The following is a 22,551-nucleotide window of genomic DNA, read 5'->3' as shown; positions in this document are numbered from 1 at the left end:
AAACAGTTAATGATTACAAGTATTTTTAGTAAATCTAAGCCAGTAAATTTTATTATTGTTTTTTTTATCATGTTTTTAGCATTTATAATTGCTAGAGTTGAATTGATAAAAGAATCTCTATCGGTACTTTATGTAGCTAAACAACTAGGTTTACTTCTTACCTGTTATTTCACAATACTTCTTTTAAATTTTATAGTAAGTAAGAATAGTTTAACCAAGTTGAACAATTACGAAATTTTACTATTTAGTTTATTCTTGTTGCTAATTCCAAGCACAACAATTAATGCAAATATTCTTTTTGCTAATTTTTTTATGATTTTAGGATTAAGAAGAATTATGAGCCTACGCTCTCAAAGAAATGAAAAAAGAAAACTTTTTGATGCTGCTTTTTGGATAGCCGTAGCATCATTGTTTTTCTTTTGGGCCATTTTGTTTTTTGTGTTGATTCTTTTGGCATTAATGCTTTACACAGATAATAATATAAGACATTGGATAATTCCGTTTATAGGAGTTGTTACAGTTATTGTTATTTCAATAGGAGTTTCGGTAGTTTGTTATGATAGTTTTTTTGAAGTATTGAATATTTCACCAACTTCAAGCTATGATTTTAGTAGATATAATTCCATTATGTATTTGGTTTCCATAACCACTTTGTTATCGTTTGGAGCATGGTCTTCAGTGTTTTATTTACAGAATATCAAAAAGCAGAAAAGGGCCTATAGGGCATCATTTAAAATTATAATTTTGGCTGGGGTGATTTCTTTTATTATTGTATTACAGGCACCAGATAAAAGCGGGAGTGAGTTCTTATTTTTATTTGCACCTTTATCAATAATAATCACTAATTACATTGAAACAATTAAAGAAAAATGGTTTAAAGAAGTATTTTTATCTCTTCTAGCGGTATTGCCTTTAGTATTGTTAGTGTTGCAATTTTTTACCAAAAGCTAAATCTCCAGCATCACCTAACCCTGGAACAATATATCCTTTACTATTTAGTGTTTTATCAATAGCCGCAATCCATAAATGGGCATTGTTATTAAATTGATTTTTAACAAATGCAACGCCATCACTTGAGCCAATAACACTAACTAAATGAATGTCATTGGGTTCTCCAAAAGGTTTAAGAGCTTTATACGTAGCAACCATAGATTGTCCTGTAGCTAACATAGGATCTGCTAAAATGAGCGTTTTACCTTCCAGATTTGGACAAGATAAATATTCAACAATAATTTCAAAACTTTCAGGGTTGTCCTTATGGTGTCTGTAAGCCGAAATAAAGGCATTTTCACTTTTATCAAAATAGTTTAGTAAACCATTATGTAAAGGTACCCCCGCTCGTAAAACAGAACATAAAACAATATCATTTTCTAATGAATTAATGTTACAACTCCCTAAAGGAGTTTCAATAGTAGAGGTTTTGTATTGTAAAGATTTACTCAGCTCATAACCTAGAATTTCACCTATGCGCTCTATGTTTCTTCTAAAACGCATAGCATCTTTTTGAATACCAATATCCCTAATTTCTGAAAGGAATGTATTGAGCACTGAATTTTGTTTAGAAATGTTGTGAACTTGCATAAAAAGTGAGTATTGTTTCACAAGTAAAGTTATTAAATTAAAGTATATTTGCTCTTTAAAATACCATATTATGTTTACTAGTAAAGCCAATAAAATTTTTCAACAAGTTATTGAAGAATATCACAAAATAGACACTGTGGATCAACCGTTTAAAAACCCTTATGGAAAAGACAACTTAATTGAACATTTGTTGTACAGAAAGTGCTGGATTGATACCGTACAATGGCATTACGAAGATATTATTAGAGACCCTCAAATAGACCCGGTAGCAGCTTTAACTTTGAAGCGACAAATTGATGCGTCTAATCAGGATAGAACAGATATGGTTGAGTATATAGACAGTTATTTTTTGGAAAAATTTAAAGATGTTACCGTAAAAGATGATGCTACCATTAATACCGAAAGTCCGGCTTGGGGTATTGATAGATTATCAATCTTAGCATTAAAAGTTTATCACATGAATGAAGAAGCTACCCGTACAGATGCTTCTGATGCCCACAGAGAAGCTTGCCAAAAAAAACTTGGTGTTTTATTGGAGCAACGTGTAGATTTATCAACAGCTATTGACACACTTTTAAGTGATATTGAAAAAGGCGACAAGTATATGAAAGTGTATAAGCAAATGAAAATGTACAATGATGATGAGCTAAATCCTGTATTACGTTCACAGAAATGATAATTTGTCATTCTAAACGAGGTGAAATTCTTAACTTAAAAATATCACTACTACACTCAATATGGCATAATACACTTTATGTCTAAAACAAAAAAACATATTCTAGTAATTCGTCTTTCTGCTATGGGAGATGTGGCTATGACTGTTCCTGTTTTAAGGGCATTTACAGAGCAATATCCTAACGTAAAGATTACTGTTCTAACAAAATCTATTTTTAGTCCTTTTTTTAGAGCATTACCTAATGTTTCGGTTTTTCCTGCTGAGGTTAAAGGAAAACACAAAGGCATTGTTGGTTTATACAAGCTATCTAAGGAATTAAAAAGGTTAAAAGTTGATGCTGTAGTAGATTTACATAATGTTTTGAGGAGTAAAACGTTAAAAATTTTTCTATCAGGAACGCCATTTGTTCAAATTGATAAAGGGCGGAAGGAAAAGAAAGCTCTCGTTTCTGGTAAAATTTTTGAGCCATTAAAAACCACACATCAACGTTATGTTGATGTTTTCGAAAGACTTGGTTATACAATAGTTTTATCAAACCCAAGTTTTCCTGAAAAAGTTAGCCTGAATGATAAAACTCTAAAGCTTTTAGGAGGGAACACAAAAAAATGTATTGGTATAGCACCTTTTGCGGCCCATGAAAGTAAAATGTATCCGTTAGATTTAATGGAACAGGTTATTGAAATATTATCAAAAACACATCGTGTTGTTCTTTTTGGAGGAGGAAAACAAGAGATTGAAATTCTAAACGGTTTTGAAAGTAAATTTGAAAACGTTATAAACGTTGCGGGTAAACTTTCGTTGGACCAAGAATTAGATATAATTTCTAATTTGAATGTGATGCTATCTATGGATTCTGGAAATGGCCATATAGCAGCTATGTTAGGTGTAAAAACTATTACTATTTGGGGGGTAACGCATCCTTATGCTGGTTTTACACCGTTTAATCAACCTGAAGATTATATGCTTTTAGCAGACAAGAGCCAATATCCAGAAATCCCCACCTCTATTTATGGGAACAAATATCCTGAAGGTTATGAGAGAGCTTCAGGAAGCATTCCTCCTAATGCTGTTGTAGAAAAAATAAAATCTATACTTTAATTTTCAATCTTTGCAGAATTATACATCATCATAATCAACTACCAAAACAGATGATGTTGGAATGGCTTGACAGGTAAGTATTAAACCTTCGGCAACTTCATTGTCGGTTAAAATATTGTTTTGTCGCATAGAAGCATTACCTTCTTTAATTCTAGCTAAGCAGCTACTACAAATACCTCCTTGACATGAATAAGGAGCATCTAGGTCTTCATCAAGAGCAGCTTCCAGAACGGTTTGTTTTTGAGACATTTCAAAGGTGGTTTCTTCATCATCTACAATTACGGTAATTTTGGTTTTACCATCTGCTGTAGCAACTTCATCACTTATCTCGTCGGGTTTTGCAGCTTTAAAAAGTTCAAAATAAATGCGATCTTCTGCTATTTCATTGTCTGTAAGTACGTCTTTTACAGCATGAATCATAGCTTCGGGCCCACAAAGGTAATAAGCATCAACCTCAACATCTTTGTGTTTATTTTTCATTACGTAGTTAACGGTGCTTTTCTCTATACGTCCAAAAAGTGCATTGTCTTCATCTTTTTGACTAAATATAAATTGAATAGAAAAGCGGTCTTTAAACTCATGTTGAAGTTCTAAAAGTTCATTTAAGAACATAGTATCATTAGTAGTTTTATTTCCATAAACCAGAATGACTTTGCTGAGAATTTCTTCTTCTAGAGCGCATTTAATAATGCTTAAAATGGGCGTAATCCCACTTCCAGCAGCAAAAAGGGCAATGTTTTTGGTTTTTTTATCATTAGGTTCAAAAATAAATCGTCCTTTAGGGGGAGCAACTTCTAAGGTGTCGCCTACTTGTAACGCTTTGTTGGCATAAGCTGAAAACGTGCCATCCTCTACTTCTTTTACTGCTACTTTTAGCTCATTACTTTTAGGAGAAACACACAGAGAGTAATCACGCCGTACCTCATTTCCATTTATAGTTGTTTTTAGCGTAATATATTGACCTGCTTTAAAGGTAAATTGTTCTTTTAAATTTTCAGGAACATTAAAACTAATACTAACAGCTTTATTAGTTTCTCTTTTTATATTTTTAACGCTAAGTTTATGGAATGAAGACATACAAATGTTTTTGACAAAAATAATGAAGTATGTTTGTTATTTTAATTTTTATTGTAACATTTACACAAAAAGCTTTACAAACGTTTGTGCCATATAAATTATTAACCAAAATCCTATTTAATCATGAAAAATACATTTTTAGTATTTGCTCTAATATTTACACTAGTTCTTCAAGCTCAAGACAGTGAAGAGTTTAAAAATGAAACTATTGAATTCATAAAGCTTACGGGATCTGGAGCTGCGTTTGAAAATGCTATAGACCAACTGGGTATGATGGTTTCTGAAGCCAACAAAGAAGCTTATTTAAAAGAAGCAGAAGCAACATTAGGGGGTATTTATAATAAAATAGCAGAACTTTATATGGAGGAGTTTACCCAAGATGAAATAAAAGAACTAACAGCCTTTTACAATACTGATTTAGGAAAGAAATTAGCTAAAAAACAATTAGGGTTGGCTCAAAAATCTATGATGGCAGGACAAACATGGGGAATGGAAGTACAGGCCATAGCACAAAAATATAAATAGAGATTGCTATGGTAAAGCACTTTATAAGCTTAGAATGGAAATCATTTTTTAGGTCTGCTTCTTTTGGAAAAAGTTTAGCCATAAAAATATTTATGGGCTTTTTTGCATTGTATTTGGCAATGATTTTTGCGGGCTCTGGTTTTTTGCTAATGCTCTATTTAGAAAAGGAACAACCTGAAACCGACCCGTTTTTATTTTTTAATGGTTTAATCTTCTTTTGGTTTTTAGGAGATTTATTAATTAGATTTTTCTTTCAAAAGCTCCCTGTAATGACTGTGAAACCCTTTTTAACACTGCCAGTAAATAGGAGTCAGATTGTTAACTATGTACTTAGAAAGTCAATGGTTTCATTTGTTAATTTCTTACCACTACTTACTATAATACCTTTTGGTATTCTCTTAATAGTTAAAGGTTACACCAACACATCAGTTGTTATTGCGTGGTGGGTTATGTTAATATTGCTTATTCTCATTAATAACTTCTTAAACTTTATTATTGAAAGTCTTTCAGCAGAAAGAGAATTATCATTTTTACCAATAATTCTTTTAACAAGTATTCTTTATGGACTTAATCATTTTGATGTTATTGATTTAGCCAGTTTAATGTCTAAAGCTGTAACAGGAATTTCTGAAAACCCTTATTATTTAATAACTCCTGTTGCTATTTTGGGTGTTTTATACGGATTCAACTTTAACATACTCATTAAGAAACTCTATTTAGATAGCGGTTTAAAAGAAAAAGTAAAAGAGGTTAATGCGGCAAATCTAGAATGGACTAAAAGTTTTGGGGATATTGCACCTTTTCTTCAGTTAGATTTAAAAATGATTTGGAGAAATAAACGTACCAAGTCGTCGGTTTGGATTTTATTAATGGGCTTGTTTTATGGCTTATTTTTTTACCCACAACCTACCTATCAAGATTTACCGTGGTTTTTTATGCTTATAGGGGTTTTTTCAACAGGGATTTTCCTTATTAGTTTTGGCCAATTTATACCGGCTTGGGATAGTGGCTACTATAAACTTTTAATGAGTCAAAATATTAAGTATGAACAATATTTAAAATCTAAATTTACACTAATGGCATTTAGTGTAGTAGTTCTTTTTGTTCTGGGAATTCCTTACGTGTATTTTGGTTGGAAGGTTTTAATAGCACATTTTGTAGCGGCTATTTATAATATTGGAGTGAATACACATGTGATTTTGTATGGTGGCTCATTTAACCGAAAAAAGATAAATTTAGATCAAAAAGCAGCTTTTAACTATCAAGGCACTGGTGCTGTTCAGTGGCTTATAGGTATTCCTTTATTGTTACTTCCAATGGGGCTATTTGCTCTTCTTTATTTTATAACAAATTTTGAAATTGCCTGTGCTATTTTAGCATTATTTGGTGTAATAGGTATTGTATTTCATCAAAAGTTAATGAGATCCATTACATTAAAATACACAAAATCAAAATATAAAATGATTGATGCTTTCAATCAAGAAAATTAATATCAAGAAATCATGATAACTACATCAAATCTTTCAAAAAAATATAAAAATAACGAGGTTTTAAATATTGAATCGTTAAACATCCCGAAAGGACAAAGCTTTGGACTGGTAGGAAACAACGGTGCTGGAAAGACAACATATTTTAGTTTGTTACTCGATTTAATTCAACCAACAACGGGCCATATAGTGAACAATGATATTCAGGTTAATGAGAGCGAAGCGTGGAAACCATTTACGTCTGCATTTATAGATGAAAGTTTTTTAATAGGTTACCTCACTCCAGAAGAATATTTTTACTTTATTGGTGAGTTACGCGGACAGAATAAAGCTGACATAGATACTTTAGTAGCTCAGTTTGAAGACTTTTTTCATGGCGAAATTTTAGGGCAAAAAAAATACTTAAGAGACCTTAGTAAAGGGAATCAAAAAAAAGTGGGTATAGTGGCCGCTTTAATTGGAAATCCTGAGGTAATTATTCTTGATGAGCCTTTTGCTAATCTTGATCCAACAACTCAGATTAGGCTGAAAGGAATTATTAAAGATTTAGCCGAAAAAAAAGGGGTCACCATCTTAATTTCAAGTCATGATTTAATGCATGTTACTGATGTTTGTGACCGCATTGTAGTACTTGAAAAAGGGAGGATAGTTAAAGATTTAGTAACCAGCGAAGCTACTTTAAAAGAATTAGAAGCTCACTTTGCCAGTTAAAAGCTATTTTAATTTATTAGGTTTATAAGAAAAGATGTTTATTTTTACGTTTGTGTATAATAATAACTGGACTTTTCAGTTATTTAAATGACTAAAACCACCAACTTTGAACACATCTTTTAGAAGTATATCTGTCTTTGTTTTTGCTGCTTTTACTATATTAAGTTGTTCTAGGAAAAAGGATAAATTCATTAGTAGAAATTATCATGCTATTACTGCTGAGTTCAATGCGCTTTACAACGGATATAACGCGTTAGAACAAGGAAGAAATAATCTCAATGAAAATTATTTTGATAATTATTGGGATATTCTTCCCATAGAGCGCATGGAAGTAACAGATGAAATCATGCTTCCCGGACAATCTAAAAATGAAGATTTTACTATTGCTGAAGAAAAAGCGGTAAAAGCCATTCAAAAGCACAGTATGACAATTGGTGGTAAGGAAAGAAACCCTCAAATAGATGAAGCTTATCTCCTTTTAGGAAAAGCTAGGTACTTTGACCAACGTTTTATACCAGCATTAGAAGCATTTAATCATATATTGTACAAGTACCCTGCTAGTGATAAAATTAATCAAGCTAAAATTTGGAGAGAAAAAGCTAATATTCGTTTAGAAAACAATGAACAGGCTATTAAAAATTTAAAACGACTGCTTTACCAAGAAACATTGAAAGGTCAGGATTTAGCCGATGCTGCCTCTATATTAGCTCAGGCGTATTTAAATACCAAAGCAACAGATAGTGCTATTACTCAGTTAGAAATTGCTTCAAAGGCTACAAAAAGTGATGAAGAACGCGGTCGTTACAGGTTTATTCAAGGGCAGTTATATAATGAATTAGGTTACAAAGACAGTGCTAATATAGCATTTGATAAAGTGATTGAACTTAATAGAAAAACGCCAAGAATCTATATGATTAGTGCTCATCTCGAAAAAATTAAAAACTTCGATTATGATAAGGGTAATAAGTTAGAAGTTTCTGAATTACTTGCAGAGCTAGAGGAAAACAGAGAGAATAGACCATTCTTAGACAAGATTTATCATCAGGTAGGAGCTTATCATCTTAAAAATCAATCGGATTCTTTAGCGGTTTCTTATTTCAATAAATCTTTAAGAACTAGATCAAAAGACAAGATTCTAAATGCCAAAAACTATGAAATTTTAGGTGATATAAATTTTGATGAATCATTATATAGAGATGCTGGTTTGTATTATGATAGCACCATGACAAGTTTAGAGTTAAATTCTAAACCTTACAGAATTATAAAACGTAAAAGGGATAACTTAGAAGATGTTATTTATTATGAAGACCTTGCTCAGGTTAACGATAGTATTTTAAATCTAGTAAACTTACCAGAAACAAAGAGAGTTGCTTTTTTTGAAGCCTTTATTGAAAAACTAAAACAAAAGGCAGAAGAAGAACAAAAGGCACAAGAAAGACAAGAAGCTATAGACCGAAACAAAGGTATAGTAACAGTTAATAATAAATTTGGAGGCCCACCATCCTCGCAAATTGGTTTACCAGGCCAAGAAGCTTTATTTTATTTTTATAACCCAACAACGGTTGCTTATGGTAAAAATGAATTTGTTAAAATTTGGGGAGATAGACCTTTAGAAGATAATTGGCGTTGGTCTAATAAAAGTAGTACTGGAGGTACTTCTTCTATTTCAACTGCTGATGTTTTGGCTATAGCTACTGAAGAAGAGCTGTACGATCCGCAATTTTATATTTCTAAAATACCTACTGATGAAAAGGTAATTGATAGCATTTCAAAAGAAAGAAACTATGCTTACTACCAGTTGGGGCTTATTTATAAAGAAAAATTTAAAGAACTTAATTTAGCAAAGGATAAGTTTCAGGATTTATTAAAGAGTAATCCAGAAGAACGATTAATACTACCTTCGAAATATAATCTATATAAAATATACGAAGCTTTAGGGGAAAATGATGAGGCTTCTATAGCTAAAAACGATATTATAAAAAATTACTCAAACTCACGATATGCTATCATTTTGAGTAATCCAGAATTGGTTTCGCAATATGATAAGGATAGCCCCGAGAGTTTGTATGAAGCGCTTTATGAAAAGTTTGAAAATCAAGAGTTTACTACAGTTATATCTAAAAGTGAAGAATATATCAATTTTTTTGACGGAGAACCTATTGTACCAAAATTCGAACTTTTAAAAGCCACGGCTGCTGGTAGACTATACGGTTATGATGCATATCAAAAAGCTATAAATTATTTAGCAATTACTTATGCTAATACAGAAGAAGGTCAACAAGCTCAAAACATTGAATTGAATGTGTTACCAAAATTGGTTAATAATGAGTTTGTTGAAGAGAATGGGGAGGTTTCAAGGCATTATAAAGTGATTTTTAGATTTGATAAACCCAAAAAAGAAGATATTACAGAATTTAAAGAAGTACTAGATGAGGTTCTTAAAAATGTTAAATATTATGAGTTGACGTCCTCAGTTGATGTATATAATGAAAATACTATTTTTGTAGTGGTTCATGGTTTAAAAAATGCTCAAGTAGCTAAAACATTTAATCAACTTTTAAACAAAGAAGATAAAAGAAAAATTAAAAAACCCTATTTTGCTATAGCTTCTGAAAATTATCAAATTATCCAAATTCATAAAAACTTGGATGCTTATTTGAGTGTTGATAATAATTAAATTTTAATTTGGACTATGTTTTCTGATAATAAAAAAGATAAAATGGTAGAAAATACATCTAGCCAAAATATTGTTGCAAAAGGTACCAAACTAACAGGTGATCTAAATAGTGAAGGCGATTTCAGAGTTGATGGTATGATTGAAGGTAATGTTAAAACTACAGGTAAAGTAGTAGTTGGTAAGTCAGGACTTATAAAAGGTACATTGCAAGGTACCGATGCTTATTTTGAAGGTAAGTTTTCAGGTAAACTAGCATTATCTGGTACATTGACTTTAAAATCTTCAGCTCATATTGAAGGAGAAGTTGTAGTTGGAAAACTAGCTGTTGAACCGGGAGCAAACTTTAACGTAACCTGTGTTATGAAAGGAACGGTTAAAGAAATGAATAATGGAGGACAAAGAAAACCGGAAACCGAAAAAACAGCTTAAAAACGCCGCCATTTTAACAGGTGTTGCTATTCAAATGGGTGTTACCATATACTTATTTGTGCTTTTGGGTAGGTGGTTAGATACTAAATACAACCACGGCGATAAACTATTCATAATAATCACAACACTATCAGGTGTTGCCATTTCTCTTTATGCTGTAGTTAAACAGCTTAACAGATTAAACAATGACTAATACATTTATTCGTTTTGTAATCAAATCGGTTATACTTTTTGCAATAGCCTTTTTGTTTCACCTAGGGATACTTTATTTGTTAAAACTACCCTTGTTTGAAAATTATGTTACTCTCTCTTATTCCATAAACTTGATACTAGTAATTGTGGTTTTTGGGGTATTATATCTACTCAGAAGAAAATACAAAAGTCAGTTAGGGTTTTTATTTTTGGCTGGAAGTCTTATAAAATTTGCTATATTCTTTATTGTATTTCAGCCACTTTTCAAACAAGACGGAGATATATCTACCCTAGAATTTGCCTCGTTCTTTATACCCTATTTATTAGGTCTCGTTATTGAAACTATTAGTCTTGGTAAATGGTTAAATAAATTAGACGAAACCACTTCGTAACCCCTTGAAACACATCTGTTGAAATTAAAAGCAAAATTATTTTTGTTTTTGAGATAAAAGCATACCTTTGCAGCGATTTTTAAGCCACTATTATCTAAAGTGATATGCGAAAAAAAATAGCTTTTAAGCCCGTTACATTATTACTACTTCTAATTACCTTCATCTCTTTTGCTAAAGAAGATGTAAAACATGAAGAATCGGGGTCTGATTTAAAGACTGAAATTAAAGAATATATTCAACATCATTTATTGGATTCTTATGATTTTAACCTGTTTTCTTACGATAACGGCGAAAAACATTTTGGATTTCCATTACCAGTAATCCTCTGGGATAATGGATTGAAAGTGTTTTCATCATCCAAGTTTCATCATGGAGAGACTGTTGCAGAAGCAGGCGGAAGTTATTACAAGCTACACCACGGAAAAATTTATAAAGTTGATGGTCCTAATGGAGAGATTATTGAAGACGACCATCATCATGCTACAAACCAAAAGCCTTTGGATTTTTCAATAACTAAAAACGTGGTTTTAATTGCTATGGTTTTTGCTATCATGTTCTTTATGTTTAGTAGAATGGCTAAATCCTATAAAAAGAACAACGGTATGCCAAAAGGTACAGGGCGATTCTTAGAGCCCATTGTTCTTTATGTTCGTGATGAGATTGCTATTCCAAACATTGGAGAAAAGAAATATAAGAAATATATGAGTTACTTGTTAACGGTGTTTTTCTTTGTTTGGATTGTAAACCTTTTTGGGTTAACACCCATAGGGATGAATGTAACAAATAACATTGCTGTAACGTTATGCTTAGCGCTTATAACCTATTTAATTACCACATTTTCTGGTAACAAGAATTATTGGAAACACATTTTCTGGATGCCAGGTGTGCCAGTTCCAATGAAAATTATTTTAGCACCTATTGAATTATTAGGAACTATTATTAAACCGTTTGCATTAATGATTCGTTTATACGCAAACATTACTGCTGGTCACGTAGTACTCATGAGCATTATTGGAATGATGTTTATTTTTAATAATTGGTTAGGTAGTTCGTTATCATTTTTATTAGCATTTGTTTTAGGTATTTTAGAGTTGTTAGTAGCAGCTTTACAAGCCTATATTTTTACAGTATTATCGGCACTTTATTTTGGAATGGCAGTAGAAGACCATGATCATCACTAAGTGTTTTAAAAGTTGAACGTTTAATTTTTAAATATATTTATTATGGAAATTCCAGCTATCGTAGGAGCAGGTTTAGTAGTAATTGGAGCAGGTATCGGAATCGGTAAGATTGGTGGTTCTGCAATGGAAGCAATTGCTCGTCAACCAGAAGCTACAGGTAAAATTCAAACAGCAATGCTTATTGCAGCGGCGCTTATTGAAGGTATTGGATTTGCTGCTTTATTTGCAGTATAACAAACAAAGAAACAGCTATAACGGTTGGTTATAGCTGTTCTTTTTAGAATTAAACAGAAATTTTTTTAGAAATATATATTAAGTAATTATGGAAGAATTATTTGGAGGGTTTTCTTTAGGGTTATTTTTTTGGCAAGCAGTACTATTTTTAGCTTTAGTATTCTTACTAAGAAAATTTGCATGGAAGCCAATTTTAGATTCTGTAAACAATAGAGAGGAAGGTATTAAAAATGCTTTGGAGGCTGCAGAAAACGCAAAGAAAGAGATGGAGAACCTTCAAGCAGATAATCAAAAGCTATTAAAAGAAGCTAGAGCAGAACGTGAGGAAATGCTTAAAGAAGCGCGTGATATCAAAAACAAAATGATTGAAGATGCTAAGGGAGAAGCTCAAGATCAAGCTAATAAAATGATTAAGCAAGCGCAAGATGCTATTGAAAGTGAAAAGAAAGCGGCTATGGCAGAACTTAAAAGTCAAGTAGCTGGAATTTCTTTAGATATAGCAGAAAAAGTGGTGCGTCAAGAATTATCTAACAAAGACAAACAATTAAAATTAGTTGAGTCTATGTTAGGTGAAGCTAAATTAAACTAATAGGACTATGTCAGGAACAAGAGCAGCCATACGTTACGCCAAAGCAATTTTAAGTTTAGCTTTAGATCAAAAAGCAGCCGACACTGTTAATAGTGATATGAAGTTAATTGCTGCTACTATTGCAGAAAGTCAAGATTTAAACGAGATGCTTCAAAGTCCTATAATAAGTTCATCAATTAAGAAATCTGTTTTGTTAGAGGTTTTCAAAAAGTCTAATAAAGCAACTTTAAGCTTAATTGAAACTTTAATCAATAACAATAGAGTAGATCTTTTAGGTGATGTTGCTGTTAAATACAATCAATTATTCGATCAATCTAAAGGAATTGAGTTGGCAACTGTTACAACTGCAGTAGCAATAACAGATGCCTTAAAGAAAAAAGTTTTAGCAAAAGCTAAAGAACTTACAGGAAAAGATATAGAAGTAGAAAATATTTTAGATGAAAGCATTATAGGTGGTTTCATTTTACGCATAGGTGATATACAATACAATGCAAGTATTGCTAATCAGCTTAATAAATTGAAAAGAGAATTTACATTAAACTAAGATATTTATATCTAAATAAATAATAAGATGGCAGAAGTAAAACCAGCTGAAATATCAGCAATCTTAAAACAACAACTTTCAGGTTTTGAAGCTAGTGCTTCATTAGATGAAGTAGGAACAGTATTAACAGTAGGTGATGGTATTGTACGTGCTTACGGATTAGCTAATGCACAATATGGTGAGTTAGTAGAATTTGATGGCAGTTTAGAAGGTATTGTACTGAACTTGGAAGAAGATAACGTAGGTATCGTGTTGTTAGGCCCTTCAGTAGGAGTGAGAGAAGGATCTACGGTAAAACGTACCGGTAGAATTGCTTCTATTAATGTAGGAGAAGGGATTGTTGGTCGAGTTGTTGATACATTAGGTAACCCTATTGATGGTAAAGGTCCAATTTCTGGAGATACTTACGAAATGCCTTTAGAGCGTAAAGCACCAGGGGTAATTTTCCGTGAGCCTGTAACAGAACCACTACAAACTGGTATCAAATCTATTGATGCTATGATTCCTGTTGGTAGAGGTCAGCGTGAGTTGGTTATTGGTGACCGTCAAACTGGTAAAACCACAGTTTGTATTGATACCATCTTAAATCAAAAAGAATTTTATGATGCAGGTGAGCCTGTATATTGTATCTATGTTGCTGTAGGTCAAAAAGCATCTACAGTTGCAAATATTGCAAAAGTATTAGAAGAAAGAGGAGCTCTTGCTTATACAACTATTGTAGCAGCAAATGCATCAGACCCTGCACCAATGCAAGTATACGCGCCAATGGCGGGTGCTGCAATTGGTGAGTATTTTAGAGATACGGGTCGTCCAGCTTTAATTATTTATGATGATTTATCTAAACAAGCAGTAGCGTATCGTGAGGTGTCATTATTATTACGTCGTCCACCAGGACGTGAGGCGTATCCTGGAGACGTTTTCTACTTACACTCAAGACTATTAGAGCGTTCTGCAAAAGTGATTAATGATGATTCTATAGCTAAAGACATGAATGACCTTCCAGAATCATTGAAACCAATGGTAAAAGGAGGCGGTTCTTTAACAGCTTTACCAATTATTGAAACACAAGCAGGAGACGTATCAGCATACATCCCAACAAACGTAATTTCTATTACAGACGGACAAATTTTCTTAGAATCAGATTTATTTAACTCTGGTGTGCGTCCTGCAATTAACGTAGGTATTTCTGTATCTCGTGTAGGTGGTAATGCCCAGATTAAATCTATGAAAAAAGTAGCTGGTACATTAAAATTAGATCAAGCACAGTTTCGTGAGTTAGAAGCTTTTGCGAAGTTTGGTTCAGACCTTGATGCAGCTACATTAAATGTAATTGAAAAAGGTAAACGTAATGTTGAAATCTTAAAGCAAGCTCAAAACGATCCATTTACGGTTGAAGATCAAATTGCAATCATTTATGCTGGATCTAAAAACTTATTAAGAGATGTTCCTGTAGAGAAAGTAAAAGAATTTGAAAGAGATTTTATTGAATTCCTAAATGCTAAACATAGAGATATTTTAGATACTTTAAAAGCAGGTAAATTAACTGATGAGGTTACAGATACTTTAACAAGTGTATGTAAAGACTTAGCAGGAAAGTATAGAGCTTAAAAAGTTCAAAATTTAAAATTAATGTCACTCTGAGCGCAGTCGAAGAGTCTTTATAAAAATAAAGAATGGCAAACTTAAAAGAAATACGTAACAGAATATCATCGGTGTCTTCAACTATGCAGATTACCAGTGCCATGAAAATGGTATCGGCTGCAAAGTTAAAGAAAGCACAAGATGCCATTACTGCAATGCGTCCTTATGCAGATAAGTTAACCGAACTTTTACAAAGTTTAAGTGCTACTTTAGATGCAGATTCTGGAAGCAAATTTTCAACTCAAAGAGAGGTTAAAAAAGTACTTATTGTTGCTATTACTTCAAATAGAGGTTTGTGTGGTGCTTTCAACTCTAATATAATTAAAGAAGTTATCAGATTAACAAAAGAGACTTATACTAATCAGGAGGTTTCTTATCTAGCTATTGGTAAAAAGACCAATGATGCTTTTAAGAAAACAGGTAAAATTACTGCAAATCACAGTACTGTTTTTGATGATTTAACCTTTGATAATGTTGCTGAAATTGCGCAATCTATTATGGATAAGTTTGTTGAAGGTGAGTTTGATAAAGTTGAATTGGTTTACAACAGATTTAAAAATGCAGCTACCCAAATAGTAACTACAGAACAGTTTTTACCTATTGTACCAGTTGAAGGAGCATCAAATACTAATGCCGACTATATTTTTGAACCTTCAAAAGTAGAGATTGTTGAGCAATTGATACCTAAGTCTTTAAAAACACAACTATACAAAGCGGTAAGAGACTCGTTTGCTAGTGAACATGGTGCCCGTATGACTGCAATGCACAAAGCAACTGATAATGCAACAGAGTTAAGAGACCAGTTGAAATTAACCTATAACAAAGCACGTCAAGCTGCTATTACCAATGAAATTTTAGAAATTGTTGGTGGTGCCGAAGCATTAAATAACTAAGTGTCTGCTGTCCCGATAGCTATTGGGATTGTTTCAGCATCTTAAAATTAACTTTAGCCTTACTTGAAAAGTAAGGCTTTTTTTTAAAACATCTTATACTTTAAACTGTTTGTTTTACGTTAGCTAAAAACGTATTTTTAGCTGATAAACAATCGTTAGTTGAGCGGGTTAAAAACATTATTCAAACAAACATTTATTTATGGTTTAGCCACAGTGCTACCAAGAATGTTGAGTTTTTTACTAGTGCCTTTATATACCGCTGTTTTACCCTCAGTTGCAGAGTATGGAGAGGTCTCAGTTATTTTTTCCTATTTCGTTTTATTCAATGTTGTTCTAGCCTATGGCATGGAAACGGCCTTTTTCAGATTTTTTAATAAGGAAAATGATAAAAACAGTGTAGTTGGTACGTCGGCTATTTCCTTAGTAATTTCATCTATTGGGTTTTTTATTATCGCTTTACTATGTCAGGAGCAAATAGCTTCTTTCATTAATATTGATGTAAAATACATCAATCTGGTCATATGGATTTTATTGCTAGATGCTTTGGTAATTATACCGTTTGCATGGTTAAGAGCCACCCAGAAACCTGTCAAATATGCTATCATCAAAATTTTGAATGTGGCTATAAATCTTGGGTTGAATTTATTCTTTCTTTTAGCCTTGAAAGATTTAGCTTTTAATAGTTCGTTTTTTGAAAGTATTTACCAACCTAACTTTGAAATTAGTTACATTTTTATAGCCAATTTAGTAGCTAGTGCAGTCACACTATTATTAATGTTACCTTTATATTTGAAAGTTAAATATAGTTTCAATGCTGCTTTATGGAAACGTATGATGAAATATGCATTACCTGTTTTAATTGCAGGCATTGCTTTTTCCATCAATGAAACTTTTGATAGAATTCTATTAGACTATTTGTTACCAGAAGATATAGCAAAAACACAAATAGGCATGTATTCTGCCTGTTACAAATTGGCATTGTTCATGACCTTGTTTGCAACCGCTTATAGATTAGGAATTGAACCATTCTTTTTTAGTCATGCAAATTCAGAGAACCCACAAAAGAACTATGCTAGAATTCTTGAGTTTTTCGTTGCTTTAGGTGCGGTTATTTTTTTAAGTGTGGTTGTATTTGCAGATATTTTGAAACCCATTATCGTAAGAAAAGAAGAGTATTGGGAAGCTATGTGGGTAGTTCCAATCATTCTGTTGGCTAATTTCTGCTTGGGTATTTATCACAATCTATCTGTTTGGTACAAAATAACCGATAGAACTAAATTTGGAGCTTATATTTCCATTGTAGGGGCTATTGTCACGCTTTTTATCAATTTCATGTTTATTGAGGCTCATAAATACAAAGCATCAGCTATTGCAACTTTGATGGCTTATGGCACTATGATGCTTTTATCATATTACTACGGAAGGAAGTATTACCCTATTCCTTATAATCTCAAAAAAATAGGCTTGTATCTTATTTTATCAATTCTTTTCTCAGGACTCTCGTTCTACCAATTTAGAGGAGATTATATTATTGGAATTTCCTTGTTAATTGTATTTTTGGGTGTTATTTCGTTTTCAGAAAGACATCAGCTTAAACAAATATTAAAAAGATAACATGCAGATTAAAATAATTAATAAGTCAAGTCATAATTTACCACATTATGAAACTATAGCTTCGGCAGGTATGGATTTACGAGCCAACATATCAGAAGATATAGTTTTAAAACCATTAGAGCGAAGTATTGTGGGTACAGGTCTATTTATAGAGCTTCCAGTAGGATTAGAAGCGCAAGTACGTCCAAGAAGTGGTTTGGCAGCTAAAAAGGGAATTACGGTACTCAACGCCCCAGGAACTATAGATGCAGATTACAGAGGAGAAATAGGTGTTATTTTAGTAAATCTATCTCATGAAGAGTTTACAATTAGAAGCGGAGAGCGTATTGCACAGTTGGTAATTGCTAATCATGAACGTGCGGAATGGGAAGAGGTGGAAGAATTATCTTCAACTAAGAGAGGAGAAGGTGGATTTGGAAGCACTGGAACAAAATAATTAGAAAAGAAAAATTTGTGAATTTGTTATAAAACGAATAAACAATTAAATATATCAACTTTATAAAATGAAAATAATAGTCCCAATGGCAGGTCGAGGTTCTCGACTACGTCCACACAGCTTAACAGTACCAAAACCATTAATTCCAGTAGCTGGACAACCTATTGTGCACCGTTTAGTAAAAGATATTGCCAAAGTATTAAAACAACCCATTGATGAAGTCGCTTTTGTATTAGGTGACCCTGCCTGGTTTGGAGATGACGTTGTTGAGAGTTTAAAAGCATTAGCCAAAAGCTTAGGAGCTAAAGCATCTATTTATCGTCAAGACCAACCTCTAGGCACAGGTCACGCCATCATGTGTGCAAAGCCATCATTATCAGGGTCTGCCGTAATTGCTTATGCAGACACCTTAATACGAGCGAAATTTGATTTAGATCCAGTTGCAGATAGTGTCATTTGGACCAAACAAGTAAAAAATCCAGAAGCTTATGGCGTAGTTAAGTTAAATACAAATAATGAAATAATAGAGTTGGTTGAAAAGCCTGAGACTTTTGTGAGTGATCAAGCTGTTATAGGTATATATTATTTTAAAGAGGTTTCGGTTTTAAAAGATAAACTTCAAGAGATTCTAGATGAGAACATCACAAATGGAGGAGAATACCAAATAAATGATGGCATTAAGCGTATGATGGCCGATGGGAAAGTGTTTAAAACTGGCACGGTAGACGAATGGATGGATTGTGGAAATAAAGCCATTACTTTGGAAACTAATGGCAAAATGCTTGATTTCCTTCAGGCTGATGGTGAAGAGCAACTGGTGGCTTCCTCAATAATCTTAGAAAATTCTAAAATCATAGAACCTTGTTTTGTTGGAGAAAATGTGGTCCTCAAAAACACAACCATTGGCCCTCATGTGTCTGTCGGGAATGGCACTGTTATTGAGAATTCAACGGTTAAAAACAGCTTAATTCAAACCAATACATCAATTAAAAATGCTAATTTAGATAATGCAATGATTGGTAATAACGTTATTTATAATGGCAATTTTACAAGTATTAGTATTGGAGATTACTCTGTTTTAGAATAAAAAATTTTGTCATTCTAAACTATTACACAGAGCGTATTCGAAGCGTTGTTTCAGAATCATGTAAAGTTTTGAAAGGTATAGATGTCAAATAGAATTATGAAAAAGAAAGTTTACATATACTTTTTTTTAATAGGAATCCTTAGTCTTTCCCAGATAGCCTATGCCCAAGTAGATTTTAATAAAACTCCTGATGATGATTTAGGCAATGTTGAAGACCAATTTCAAGAGCACTTTTATGAAGCGATGAAACAAAAGGGTATTGAAAACTATGATAGAGCAGTAGAATCACTTTTAAAATGTATTGAATTAGACGCATCAGTACCTGTTTTATATTTTGAACTAGGAAAAAGCTATAACAAATTAAAAAACTTTGGAGCAGCAGAGGATGCTCTTAAAAAAGCAATAAGTAAGGATCCTGATAATGAATGGTTTTTAGACGAATTATATGGGTTTTACATTTTGCAAAATGAATATGATAAAGCCTTAAAGGTTGTTAAACAATTAGTAGAGTATCATCCAGACTATAAAGAGGATTTAGCATCGCTTTACATGAGAATGGAAAAGTATAATGATGCTTTAAAGATTTTAGACGATTTAGATGCCGTTCATGGTATTTCTTTCTCTAGAGATATAAAGCGAAATAGGATTTACGAACTTACAGGAAGGAAAAAAGATCAAATTAAAAACCTAGAGCAACGAATTGATGACAACCCAGAAAAGGAATCTAATTATTTAGCTCTTATTTATCGTTACAGCCAAAACAATCAAGAAGAAAAAGCATTTGAAACAGCTAAAGAACTTCTAAAAATTAATCCAAACTCTCAAAAAGTTCATTTAGCACTTTATAAGTTTTATTTAGAAGATGAACCTGAAAAGGCTATAGAGTCTATGAAAATAGTGGTTAAAAGTACCCAAATAAAACCAGAAGCTAAATTAAAAGTGTTGACAGATTTTGTGAATTTTGTTGGAGAAAACCCAGAATATGAGTCAGATTTAATAGAAGCTACTGCTTTAGTAGAAGGAACAAATAACAGTAATACTTTATCAGAGTTGGGACAATATTATTTGGCCAAAGGCAATAAAGCTAAAGCATTAGAAAATTTTGAAGCGGCTTTAAAATTAGAACCTAATAATTTTGGGATATCTAAAAATATCATGCTTCTATATTTAGATTTAAAGAAGTTTAATTTGGCTAATAAAAAGAGTAGTGAAGCGCTTGAAAATTACCCATCACAACCCTTATTATATTTAATTAATGGGGTGTCTTATAACCAATTAAATAAACCTGCTGAAGCTATAGAGGTTTTAGAAATTGGTTTAGATTATATAATTGATGACACTAAAATGGAGTCTGATTTTTATACTCAATTAAGTAAAGCATATACGCTCTTAGGCAATACCACAAAGGCTAAAACGTTTATTGATAAGGCAAAACAATTACAAAACACTAATTAATGACATTTAGAACCCCAATCTATATCATTTTATTTTCGGTCTTACTTTTTAATTGTAAATCTACTAAAACAGTTGCAGTAGGTGAGGCTAACTATAACTTGTCTTCGCGCCAATTAATAAAGGAAAATGCAAGAAAAAGTCCTAATTACAAAACCTTAAAATCAACGCTTAAAATAACCTATGATGATGGTAAGAATACCCAAAGCCATTCTGTAAGTTTTAGAGCAAAAAAGGATGAGGCTTTGTGGATGAGCGCCACATTTTCGGTTGTAAAAGCATTAGTAACACCAGAAAAAGTTAGTTTTTATAATAAACTAGATAACACTTATTTTGAAGGAGATTACACATATTTAAGCAAATTACTGGGTACAGAGCTTGATTTTAATAAAGTTCAAAATTTATTAATAGGAGATGCTATTTTTGATTTAAAGGAAGATAATTATAAGGTTTATGTGGATGAGGGTTCCTATATACTTCAACCTAAAAGGCAACAGGAATTATTCGAAATTTTCTTTTTGTTAGATCCTTTCCTTTTTAAGGTAAAATCTCAGCAGATTTCGCAACCAAAAGAACTAAGGCATTTGCAAATAGATTATTTAAGTCATCAGGAAGTGGACAAACAAATTTTACCAGAAAAAGTAAAAGTAATAGCAGTTGAAGCTAATGAAGAACTTATTATTGGTCTTGAATTTAAAAATGTTTCCTTGAATGAAGATTTAAGATTTCCGTTTAAAATTCCATCAGGTTTTAAAGAGATTAAACTTTAATGATTAAAAGAATCATCTCATATAAAATTATAATCTTAACAGTGTTGTTATGTAACTCACTGGCTTTTTCACAAACTAGTAATAAAAGGAAAGAGTTAGAAACTAGGAGACAAGAGTTACGAAGGGAGATACAAAAAATAAGTCAGTTAAGAGCCGAGGATAGATCTAAAGAGCGTTCTGAACTTTCACAAATAGAAGAATACAATTATAAGATTAGTGTATTAGGTAATTTGATTAAGGTAACTAATCAGCAAGCTAATTATATCAATAGGGAAATTAATTTGAATCAAAATAAAATTTCCAATTTACGAGATGAATTAAAACAGTTAAAAGAAGATTATGCAGCCATGGTGGTTAAGTCTTATAAAAGTAAAAACCAGCATAGTAGAATCATGTTTTTATTGTCTTCAAAAGACTTTAAACAAGCCTACAAACGCTTACAATACATTAAGCAATATTCAAATCATCAAAGACAACAGGGAGAAATCATAAAAGCTAAGACGGTTGAGTTACAAGAATTGAATAATGATTTATTTAAACAGCAGGAAGAAAAAAAGAAACTTATTGCCGAAAATAGAGTAACACAAAAAGCATTAGAATCAGAACGAAGATTACATGAAGATTTAATGAAATCTATAAGAAAGAATCTAACAAAATATACATTACAAATAAGGCAAAAACAAAGTGAAGCAGCGCGAATAGATAGAGAAATTGATAAGATTATTAAGGAAGCTATTGCAAGTTCTAATAAGGCAGCAGGTAAATCTGGAACTTCAACAAGTTTTGCGTTAACACCTGCTGAAAAAGTTTTAGCATCTAATTTTGTAGCAAATAAAGGCAGATTACCTTGGCCTGTAGAACGTGGAAGAGTAAGTAGAAGGTATGGAAGTCAGCCATCTCAAATTGATAGATCTCTAACTATTAACAGTAGCGGTGTTGGTATATCTACTAATAAAGGTGCTAAAGTATTTGCTGTGTTTAATGGAGAAGTGAGCAGTATTATTAAAATTAAAAACGCCAATCCTATGGTAATGATTCGTCACGGAAATTATCTTACCATTTACCAAAACCTTTCTAAGATTTACGTTAAAAAAGGAGATAAAGTAACAACAAGGCAAGTTATTGGCGAGGTTTATACCAATCCTTCAAATGGAGAAACTGTTTTAACCTTTGTAATTTCTAAGGGGTTGAATAAAGAAAACCCAGCAAACTGGATTGACAAAATGTGACAATTAGTGTCAACCTAAACCAATTTCAAGTTTTTA

At 32.2% G+C, this 22,551-nt stretch carries 24 protein-coding genes; 22 read left to right on the top strand and 2 right to left on the bottom strand.

Annotated elements, in window-relative coordinates; translation table 11 throughout:
- Window positions 1-9: 9 nt before the first annotated feature.
- Window positions 10-951 (top strand): DUF6427 family protein, encoded by a 942-nt coding sequence (locus tag E1J38_RS04095; protein WP_133355712.1) that lies wholly within the window; start codon window positions 10-12, stop codon window positions 949-951.
- Here the strand turns inward: E1J38_RS04095 and upp are convergent.
- Window positions 922-1,581 (bottom strand): uracil phosphoribosyltransferase, encoded by a 660-nt coding sequence (gene upp / locus E1J38_RS04090; RefSeq protein WP_133355713.1) that lies wholly within the window; start codon window positions 1,579-1,581, stop codon window positions 922-924. The genes E1J38_RS04095 and upp overlap by 30 nt on opposite strands.
- A gap of 70 nt (window positions 1,582-1,651) precedes the next feature.
- Here upp and E1J38_RS04085 point away from each other — a divergent pair, with 70 nt between their 5' ends.
- Together E1J38_RS04085 and E1J38_RS04080 are read left to right on the top strand one after the other, a co-directional pair.
- Window positions 1,652-2,257 carry a DUF4254 domain-containing protein gene (locus E1J38_RS04085; RefSeq protein WP_133355714.1) on the top strand — a complete coding sequence of 202 codons (606 nt, stop codon included), beginning with the start codon at window positions 1,652-1,654 and terminating at the stop codon, window positions 2,255-2,257.
- Window positions 2,258-2,335: 78 nt separating this feature from the next.
- The gene (locus E1J38_RS04080) at window positions 2,336-3,355 is read left to right on the top strand and encodes a glycosyltransferase family 9 protein (RefSeq protein WP_255449780.1); all 1,020 of its coding nucleotides are present in this window, start codon (window positions 2,336-2,338) and stop codon (window positions 3,353-3,355) included.
- Between the two features lie 18 nt (window positions 3,356-3,373).
- Here E1J38_RS04080 and E1J38_RS04075 read toward each other — a convergent pair whose 3' ends face one another.
- Window positions 3,374-4,432 carry a ferredoxin--NADP reductase gene (locus E1J38_RS04075; protein WP_133355715.1) on the bottom strand — a complete coding sequence of 353 codons (1,059 nt, stop codon included), beginning with the start codon at window positions 4,430-4,432 and terminating at the stop codon, window positions 3,374-3,376.
- 123 nt (window positions 4,433-4,555) lie between these two features.
- Here E1J38_RS04075 and E1J38_RS04070 point away from each other — a divergent pair, with 123 nt between their 5' ends.
- The 19 genes from E1J38_RS04070 to E1J38_RS03980 all read left to right on the top strand — a co-directional run bounded on the left by E1J38_RS04070 (window position 4,556) and on the right by E1J38_RS03980 (window position 22,515).
- Window positions 4,556-4,957 carry a DUF2059 domain-containing protein gene (locus tag E1J38_RS04070; protein WP_133355716.1) on the top strand — a complete coding sequence of 134 codons (402 nt, stop codon included), beginning with the start codon at window positions 4,556-4,558 and terminating at the stop codon, window positions 4,955-4,957.
- Window positions 4,958-4,965: 8 nt separating this feature from the next.
- On the top strand, window positions 4,966-6,447 hold the full coding sequence (locus E1J38_RS04065) for a DUF5687 family protein (RefSeq protein WP_133355717.1): 1,482 nt from the start codon (window positions 4,966-4,968) through the stop codon (window positions 6,445-6,447).
- Window positions 6,448-6,459: 12 nt separating this feature from the next.
- Window positions 6,460-7,155 (top strand): ABC transporter ATP-binding protein, encoded by a 696-nt coding sequence (locus E1J38_RS04060; protein WP_133355718.1) that lies wholly within the window; start codon window positions 6,460-6,462, stop codon window positions 7,153-7,155.
- A 106-nt stretch (window positions 7,156-7,261) separates the two neighbouring features.
- Window positions 7,262-9,832, top strand: a complete 2,571-nt coding sequence (porW, locus tag E1J38_RS04055; protein WP_133355719.1) for a type IX secretion system periplasmic lipoprotein PorW/SprE — start codon at window positions 7,262-7,264, stop codon at window positions 9,830-9,832.
- A gap of 15 nt (window positions 9,833-9,847) precedes the next feature.
- Window positions 9,848-10,261, top strand: coding sequence for a bactofilin family protein (locus E1J38_RS04050; protein ID WP_133355720.1), 414 nt, complete (start codon window positions 9,848-9,850; stop codon window positions 10,259-10,261).
- Window positions 10,221-10,454, top strand: a complete 234-nt coding sequence (locus E1J38_RS04045; protein WP_133355721.1) for an AtpZ/AtpI family protein — start codon at window positions 10,221-10,223, stop codon at window positions 10,452-10,454. Before E1J38_RS04050 ends, E1J38_RS04045 begins: the two co-directional genes overlap by 41 nt.
- Complete coding sequence (locus tag E1J38_RS04040; RefSeq protein WP_133355722.1) at window positions 10,447-10,845, top strand: hypothetical protein; 399 nt, start codon at window positions 10,447-10,449, stop codon at window positions 10,843-10,845. The genes E1J38_RS04045 and E1J38_RS04040 overlap by 8 nt, the downstream gene beginning before the upstream one ends.
- 104 nt (window positions 10,846-10,949) lie before the next feature.
- Window positions 10,950-12,026 (top strand): F0F1 ATP synthase subunit A, encoded by a 1,077-nt coding sequence (gene atpB / locus E1J38_RS04035; protein ID WP_133355723.1) that lies wholly within the window; start codon window positions 10,950-10,952, stop codon window positions 12,024-12,026.
- A gap of 42 nt (window positions 12,027-12,068) precedes the next feature.
- Window positions 12,069-12,260: an ATP synthase F0 subunit C gene (gene atpE, locus E1J38_RS04030; protein ID WP_076698954.1), complete on the top strand. Its 192-nt coding sequence runs from the start codon at window positions 12,069-12,071 to the stop codon at window positions 12,258-12,260.
- Window positions 12,261-12,348: 88 nt separating this feature from the next.
- Window positions 12,349-12,849, top strand: a complete 501-nt coding sequence (locus E1J38_RS04025; RefSeq protein WP_133355724.1) for a F0F1 ATP synthase subunit B — start codon at window positions 12,349-12,351, stop codon at window positions 12,847-12,849.
- A 7-nt stretch (window positions 12,850-12,856) separates the two neighbouring features.
- Complete coding sequence (atpH, locus tag E1J38_RS04020; protein ID WP_133355725.1) at window positions 12,857-13,393, top strand: ATP synthase F1 subunit delta; 537 nt, start codon at window positions 12,857-12,859, stop codon at window positions 13,391-13,393.
- Between the two features lie 27 nt (window positions 13,394-13,420).
- Window positions 13,421-15,001 (top strand): F0F1 ATP synthase subunit alpha, encoded by a 1,581-nt coding sequence (gene atpA, locus E1J38_RS04015; protein WP_133355726.1) that lies wholly within the window; start codon window positions 13,421-13,423, stop codon window positions 14,999-15,001.
- Between the two features lie 65 nt (window positions 15,002-15,066).
- The gene (gene atpG, locus E1J38_RS04010) at window positions 15,067-15,927 is read left to right on the top strand and encodes an ATP synthase F1 subunit gamma (RefSeq protein WP_133355727.1); all 861 of its coding nucleotides are present in this window, start codon (window positions 15,067-15,069) and stop codon (window positions 15,925-15,927) included.
- 159 nt (window positions 15,928-16,086) lie between these two features.
- Complete coding sequence (locus E1J38_RS04005) at window positions 16,087-17,541, top strand: oligosaccharide flippase family protein (protein WP_133355728.1); 1,455 nt, start codon at window positions 16,087-16,089, stop codon at window positions 17,539-17,541.
- Window position 17,542: 1 nt separating this feature from the next.
- Window positions 17,543-17,977: a dUTP diphosphatase gene (gene dut / locus E1J38_RS04000; RefSeq protein ID WP_133355729.1), complete on the top strand. Its 435-nt coding sequence runs from the start codon at window positions 17,543-17,545 to the stop codon at window positions 17,975-17,977.
- A 67-nt stretch (window positions 17,978-18,044) separates the two neighbouring features.
- Window positions 18,045-19,064, top strand: coding sequence for a sugar phosphate nucleotidyltransferase (locus tag E1J38_RS03995; RefSeq protein ID WP_133355730.1), 1,020 nt, complete (start codon window positions 18,045-18,047; stop codon window positions 19,062-19,064).
- A gap of 96 nt (window positions 19,065-19,160) precedes the next feature.
- On the top strand, window positions 19,161-20,519 hold the full coding sequence (locus E1J38_RS03990; protein WP_133355731.1) for a tetratricopeptide repeat protein: 1,359 nt from the start codon (window positions 19,161-19,163) through the stop codon (window positions 20,517-20,519).
- Complete coding sequence (lolB1, locus tag E1J38_RS03985; RefSeq protein ID WP_133355732.1) at window positions 20,519-21,286, top strand: lipoprotein insertase outer membrane protein LolB1; 768 nt, start codon at window positions 20,519-20,521, stop codon at window positions 21,284-21,286. The genes E1J38_RS03990 and lolB1 overlap by 1 nt, the downstream gene beginning before the upstream one ends.
- On the top strand, window positions 21,286-22,515 hold the full coding sequence (locus E1J38_RS03980) for a murein hydrolase activator EnvC family protein (RefSeq protein ID WP_133355733.1): 1,230 nt from the start codon (window positions 21,286-21,288) through the stop codon (window positions 22,513-22,515). Before lolB1 ends, E1J38_RS03980 begins: the two co-directional genes overlap by 1 nt.
- Window positions 22,516-22,551 lie beyond the last annotated feature (36 nt).

Origin of the sequence: Seonamhaeicola sediminis (genome assembly GCF_004358095.2) — a bacterium.
Classification (GTDB): domain Bacteria; phylum Bacteroidota; class Bacteroidia; order Flavobacteriales; family Flavobacteriaceae; genus Seonamhaeicola; species Seonamhaeicola sediminis.
This window is presented reverse-complemented; position numbering and strand designations above follow the sequence as displayed.

Coding starts and splice junctions, on each gene's coding strand:
- E1J38_RS04065 (WP_133355717.1), top strand. CDS start 4,966: ATGGTAAAGCACTTTATAAGCTTAGAATGGAAATCATTTTTTAGGTCT.
- E1J38_RS04050 (WP_133355720.1), top strand. CDS start 9,848: ATGTTTTCTGATAATAAAAAAGATAAAATGGTAGAAAATACATCTAGC.
- atpA (WP_133355726.1), top strand. CDS start 13,421: ATGGCAGAAGTAAAACCAGCTGAAATATCAGCAATCTTAAAACAACAA.
- E1J38_RS03980 (WP_133355733.1), top strand. CDS start 21,286: ATGATTAAAAGAATCATCTCATATAAAATTATAATCTTAACAGTGTTG.
- dut (WP_133355729.1), top strand. CDS start 17,543: ATGCAGATTAAAATAATTAATAAGTCAAGTCATAATTTACCACATTAT.
- E1J38_RS04060 (WP_133355718.1), top strand. CDS start 6,460: ATGATAACTACATCAAATCTTTCAAAAAAATATAAAAATAACGAGGTT.
- E1J38_RS04085 (WP_133355714.1), top strand. CDS start 1,652: ATGTTTACTAGTAAAGCCAATAAAATTTTTCAACAAGTTATTGAAGAA.
- E1J38_RS03995 (WP_133355730.1), top strand. CDS start 18,045: ATGAAAATAATAGTCCCAATGGCAGGTCGAGGTTCTCGACTACGTCCA.
- E1J38_RS03990 (WP_133355731.1), top strand. CDS start 19,161: ATGAAAAAGAAAGTTTACATATACTTTTTTTTAATAGGAATCCTTAGT.
- atpG (WP_133355727.1), top strand. CDS start 15,067: ATGGCAAACTTAAAAGAAATACGTAACAGAATATCATCGGTGTCTTCA.
- E1J38_RS04040 (WP_133355722.1), top strand. CDS start 10,447: ATGACTAATACATTTATTCGTTTTGTAATCAAATCGGTTATACTTTTT.
- E1J38_RS04095 (WP_133355712.1), top strand. CDS start 10: ATGATTACAAGTATTTTTAGTAAATCTAAGCCAGTAAATTTTATTATT.
- E1J38_RS04025 (WP_133355724.1), top strand. CDS start 12,349: ATGGAAGAATTATTTGGAGGGTTTTCTTTAGGGTTATTTTTTTGGCAA.
- lolB1 (WP_133355732.1), top strand. CDS start 20,519: ATGACATTTAGAACCCCAATCTATATCATTTTATTTTCGGTCTTACTT.
- atpH (WP_133355725.1), top strand. CDS start 12,857: ATGTCAGGAACAAGAGCAGCCATACGTTACGCCAAAGCAATTTTAAGT.
- upp (WP_133355713.1), bottom strand. CDS start 1,581: ATGCAAGTTCACAACATTTCTAAACAAAATTCAGTGCTCAATACATTC.
- atpE (WP_076698954.1), top strand. CDS start 12,069: ATGGAAATTCCAGCTATCGTAGGAGCAGGTTTAGTAGTAATTGGAGCA.
- E1J38_RS04070 (WP_133355716.1), top strand. CDS start 4,556: ATGAAAAATACATTTTTAGTATTTGCTCTAATATTTACACTAGTTCTT.
- E1J38_RS04045 (WP_133355721.1), top strand. CDS start 10,221: ATGGAGGACAAAGAAAACCGGAAACCGAAAAAACAGCTTAAAAACGCC.
- atpB (WP_133355723.1), top strand. CDS start 10,950: ATGCGAAAAAAAATAGCTTTTAAGCCCGTTACATTATTACTACTTCTA.
- E1J38_RS04080 (WP_255449780.1), top strand. CDS start 2,336: ATGTCTAAAACAAAAAAACATATTCTAGTAATTCGTCTTTCTGCTATG.
- E1J38_RS04075 (WP_133355715.1), bottom strand. CDS start 4,432: ATGTCTTCATTCCATAAACTTAGCGTTAAAAATATAAAAAGAGAAACT.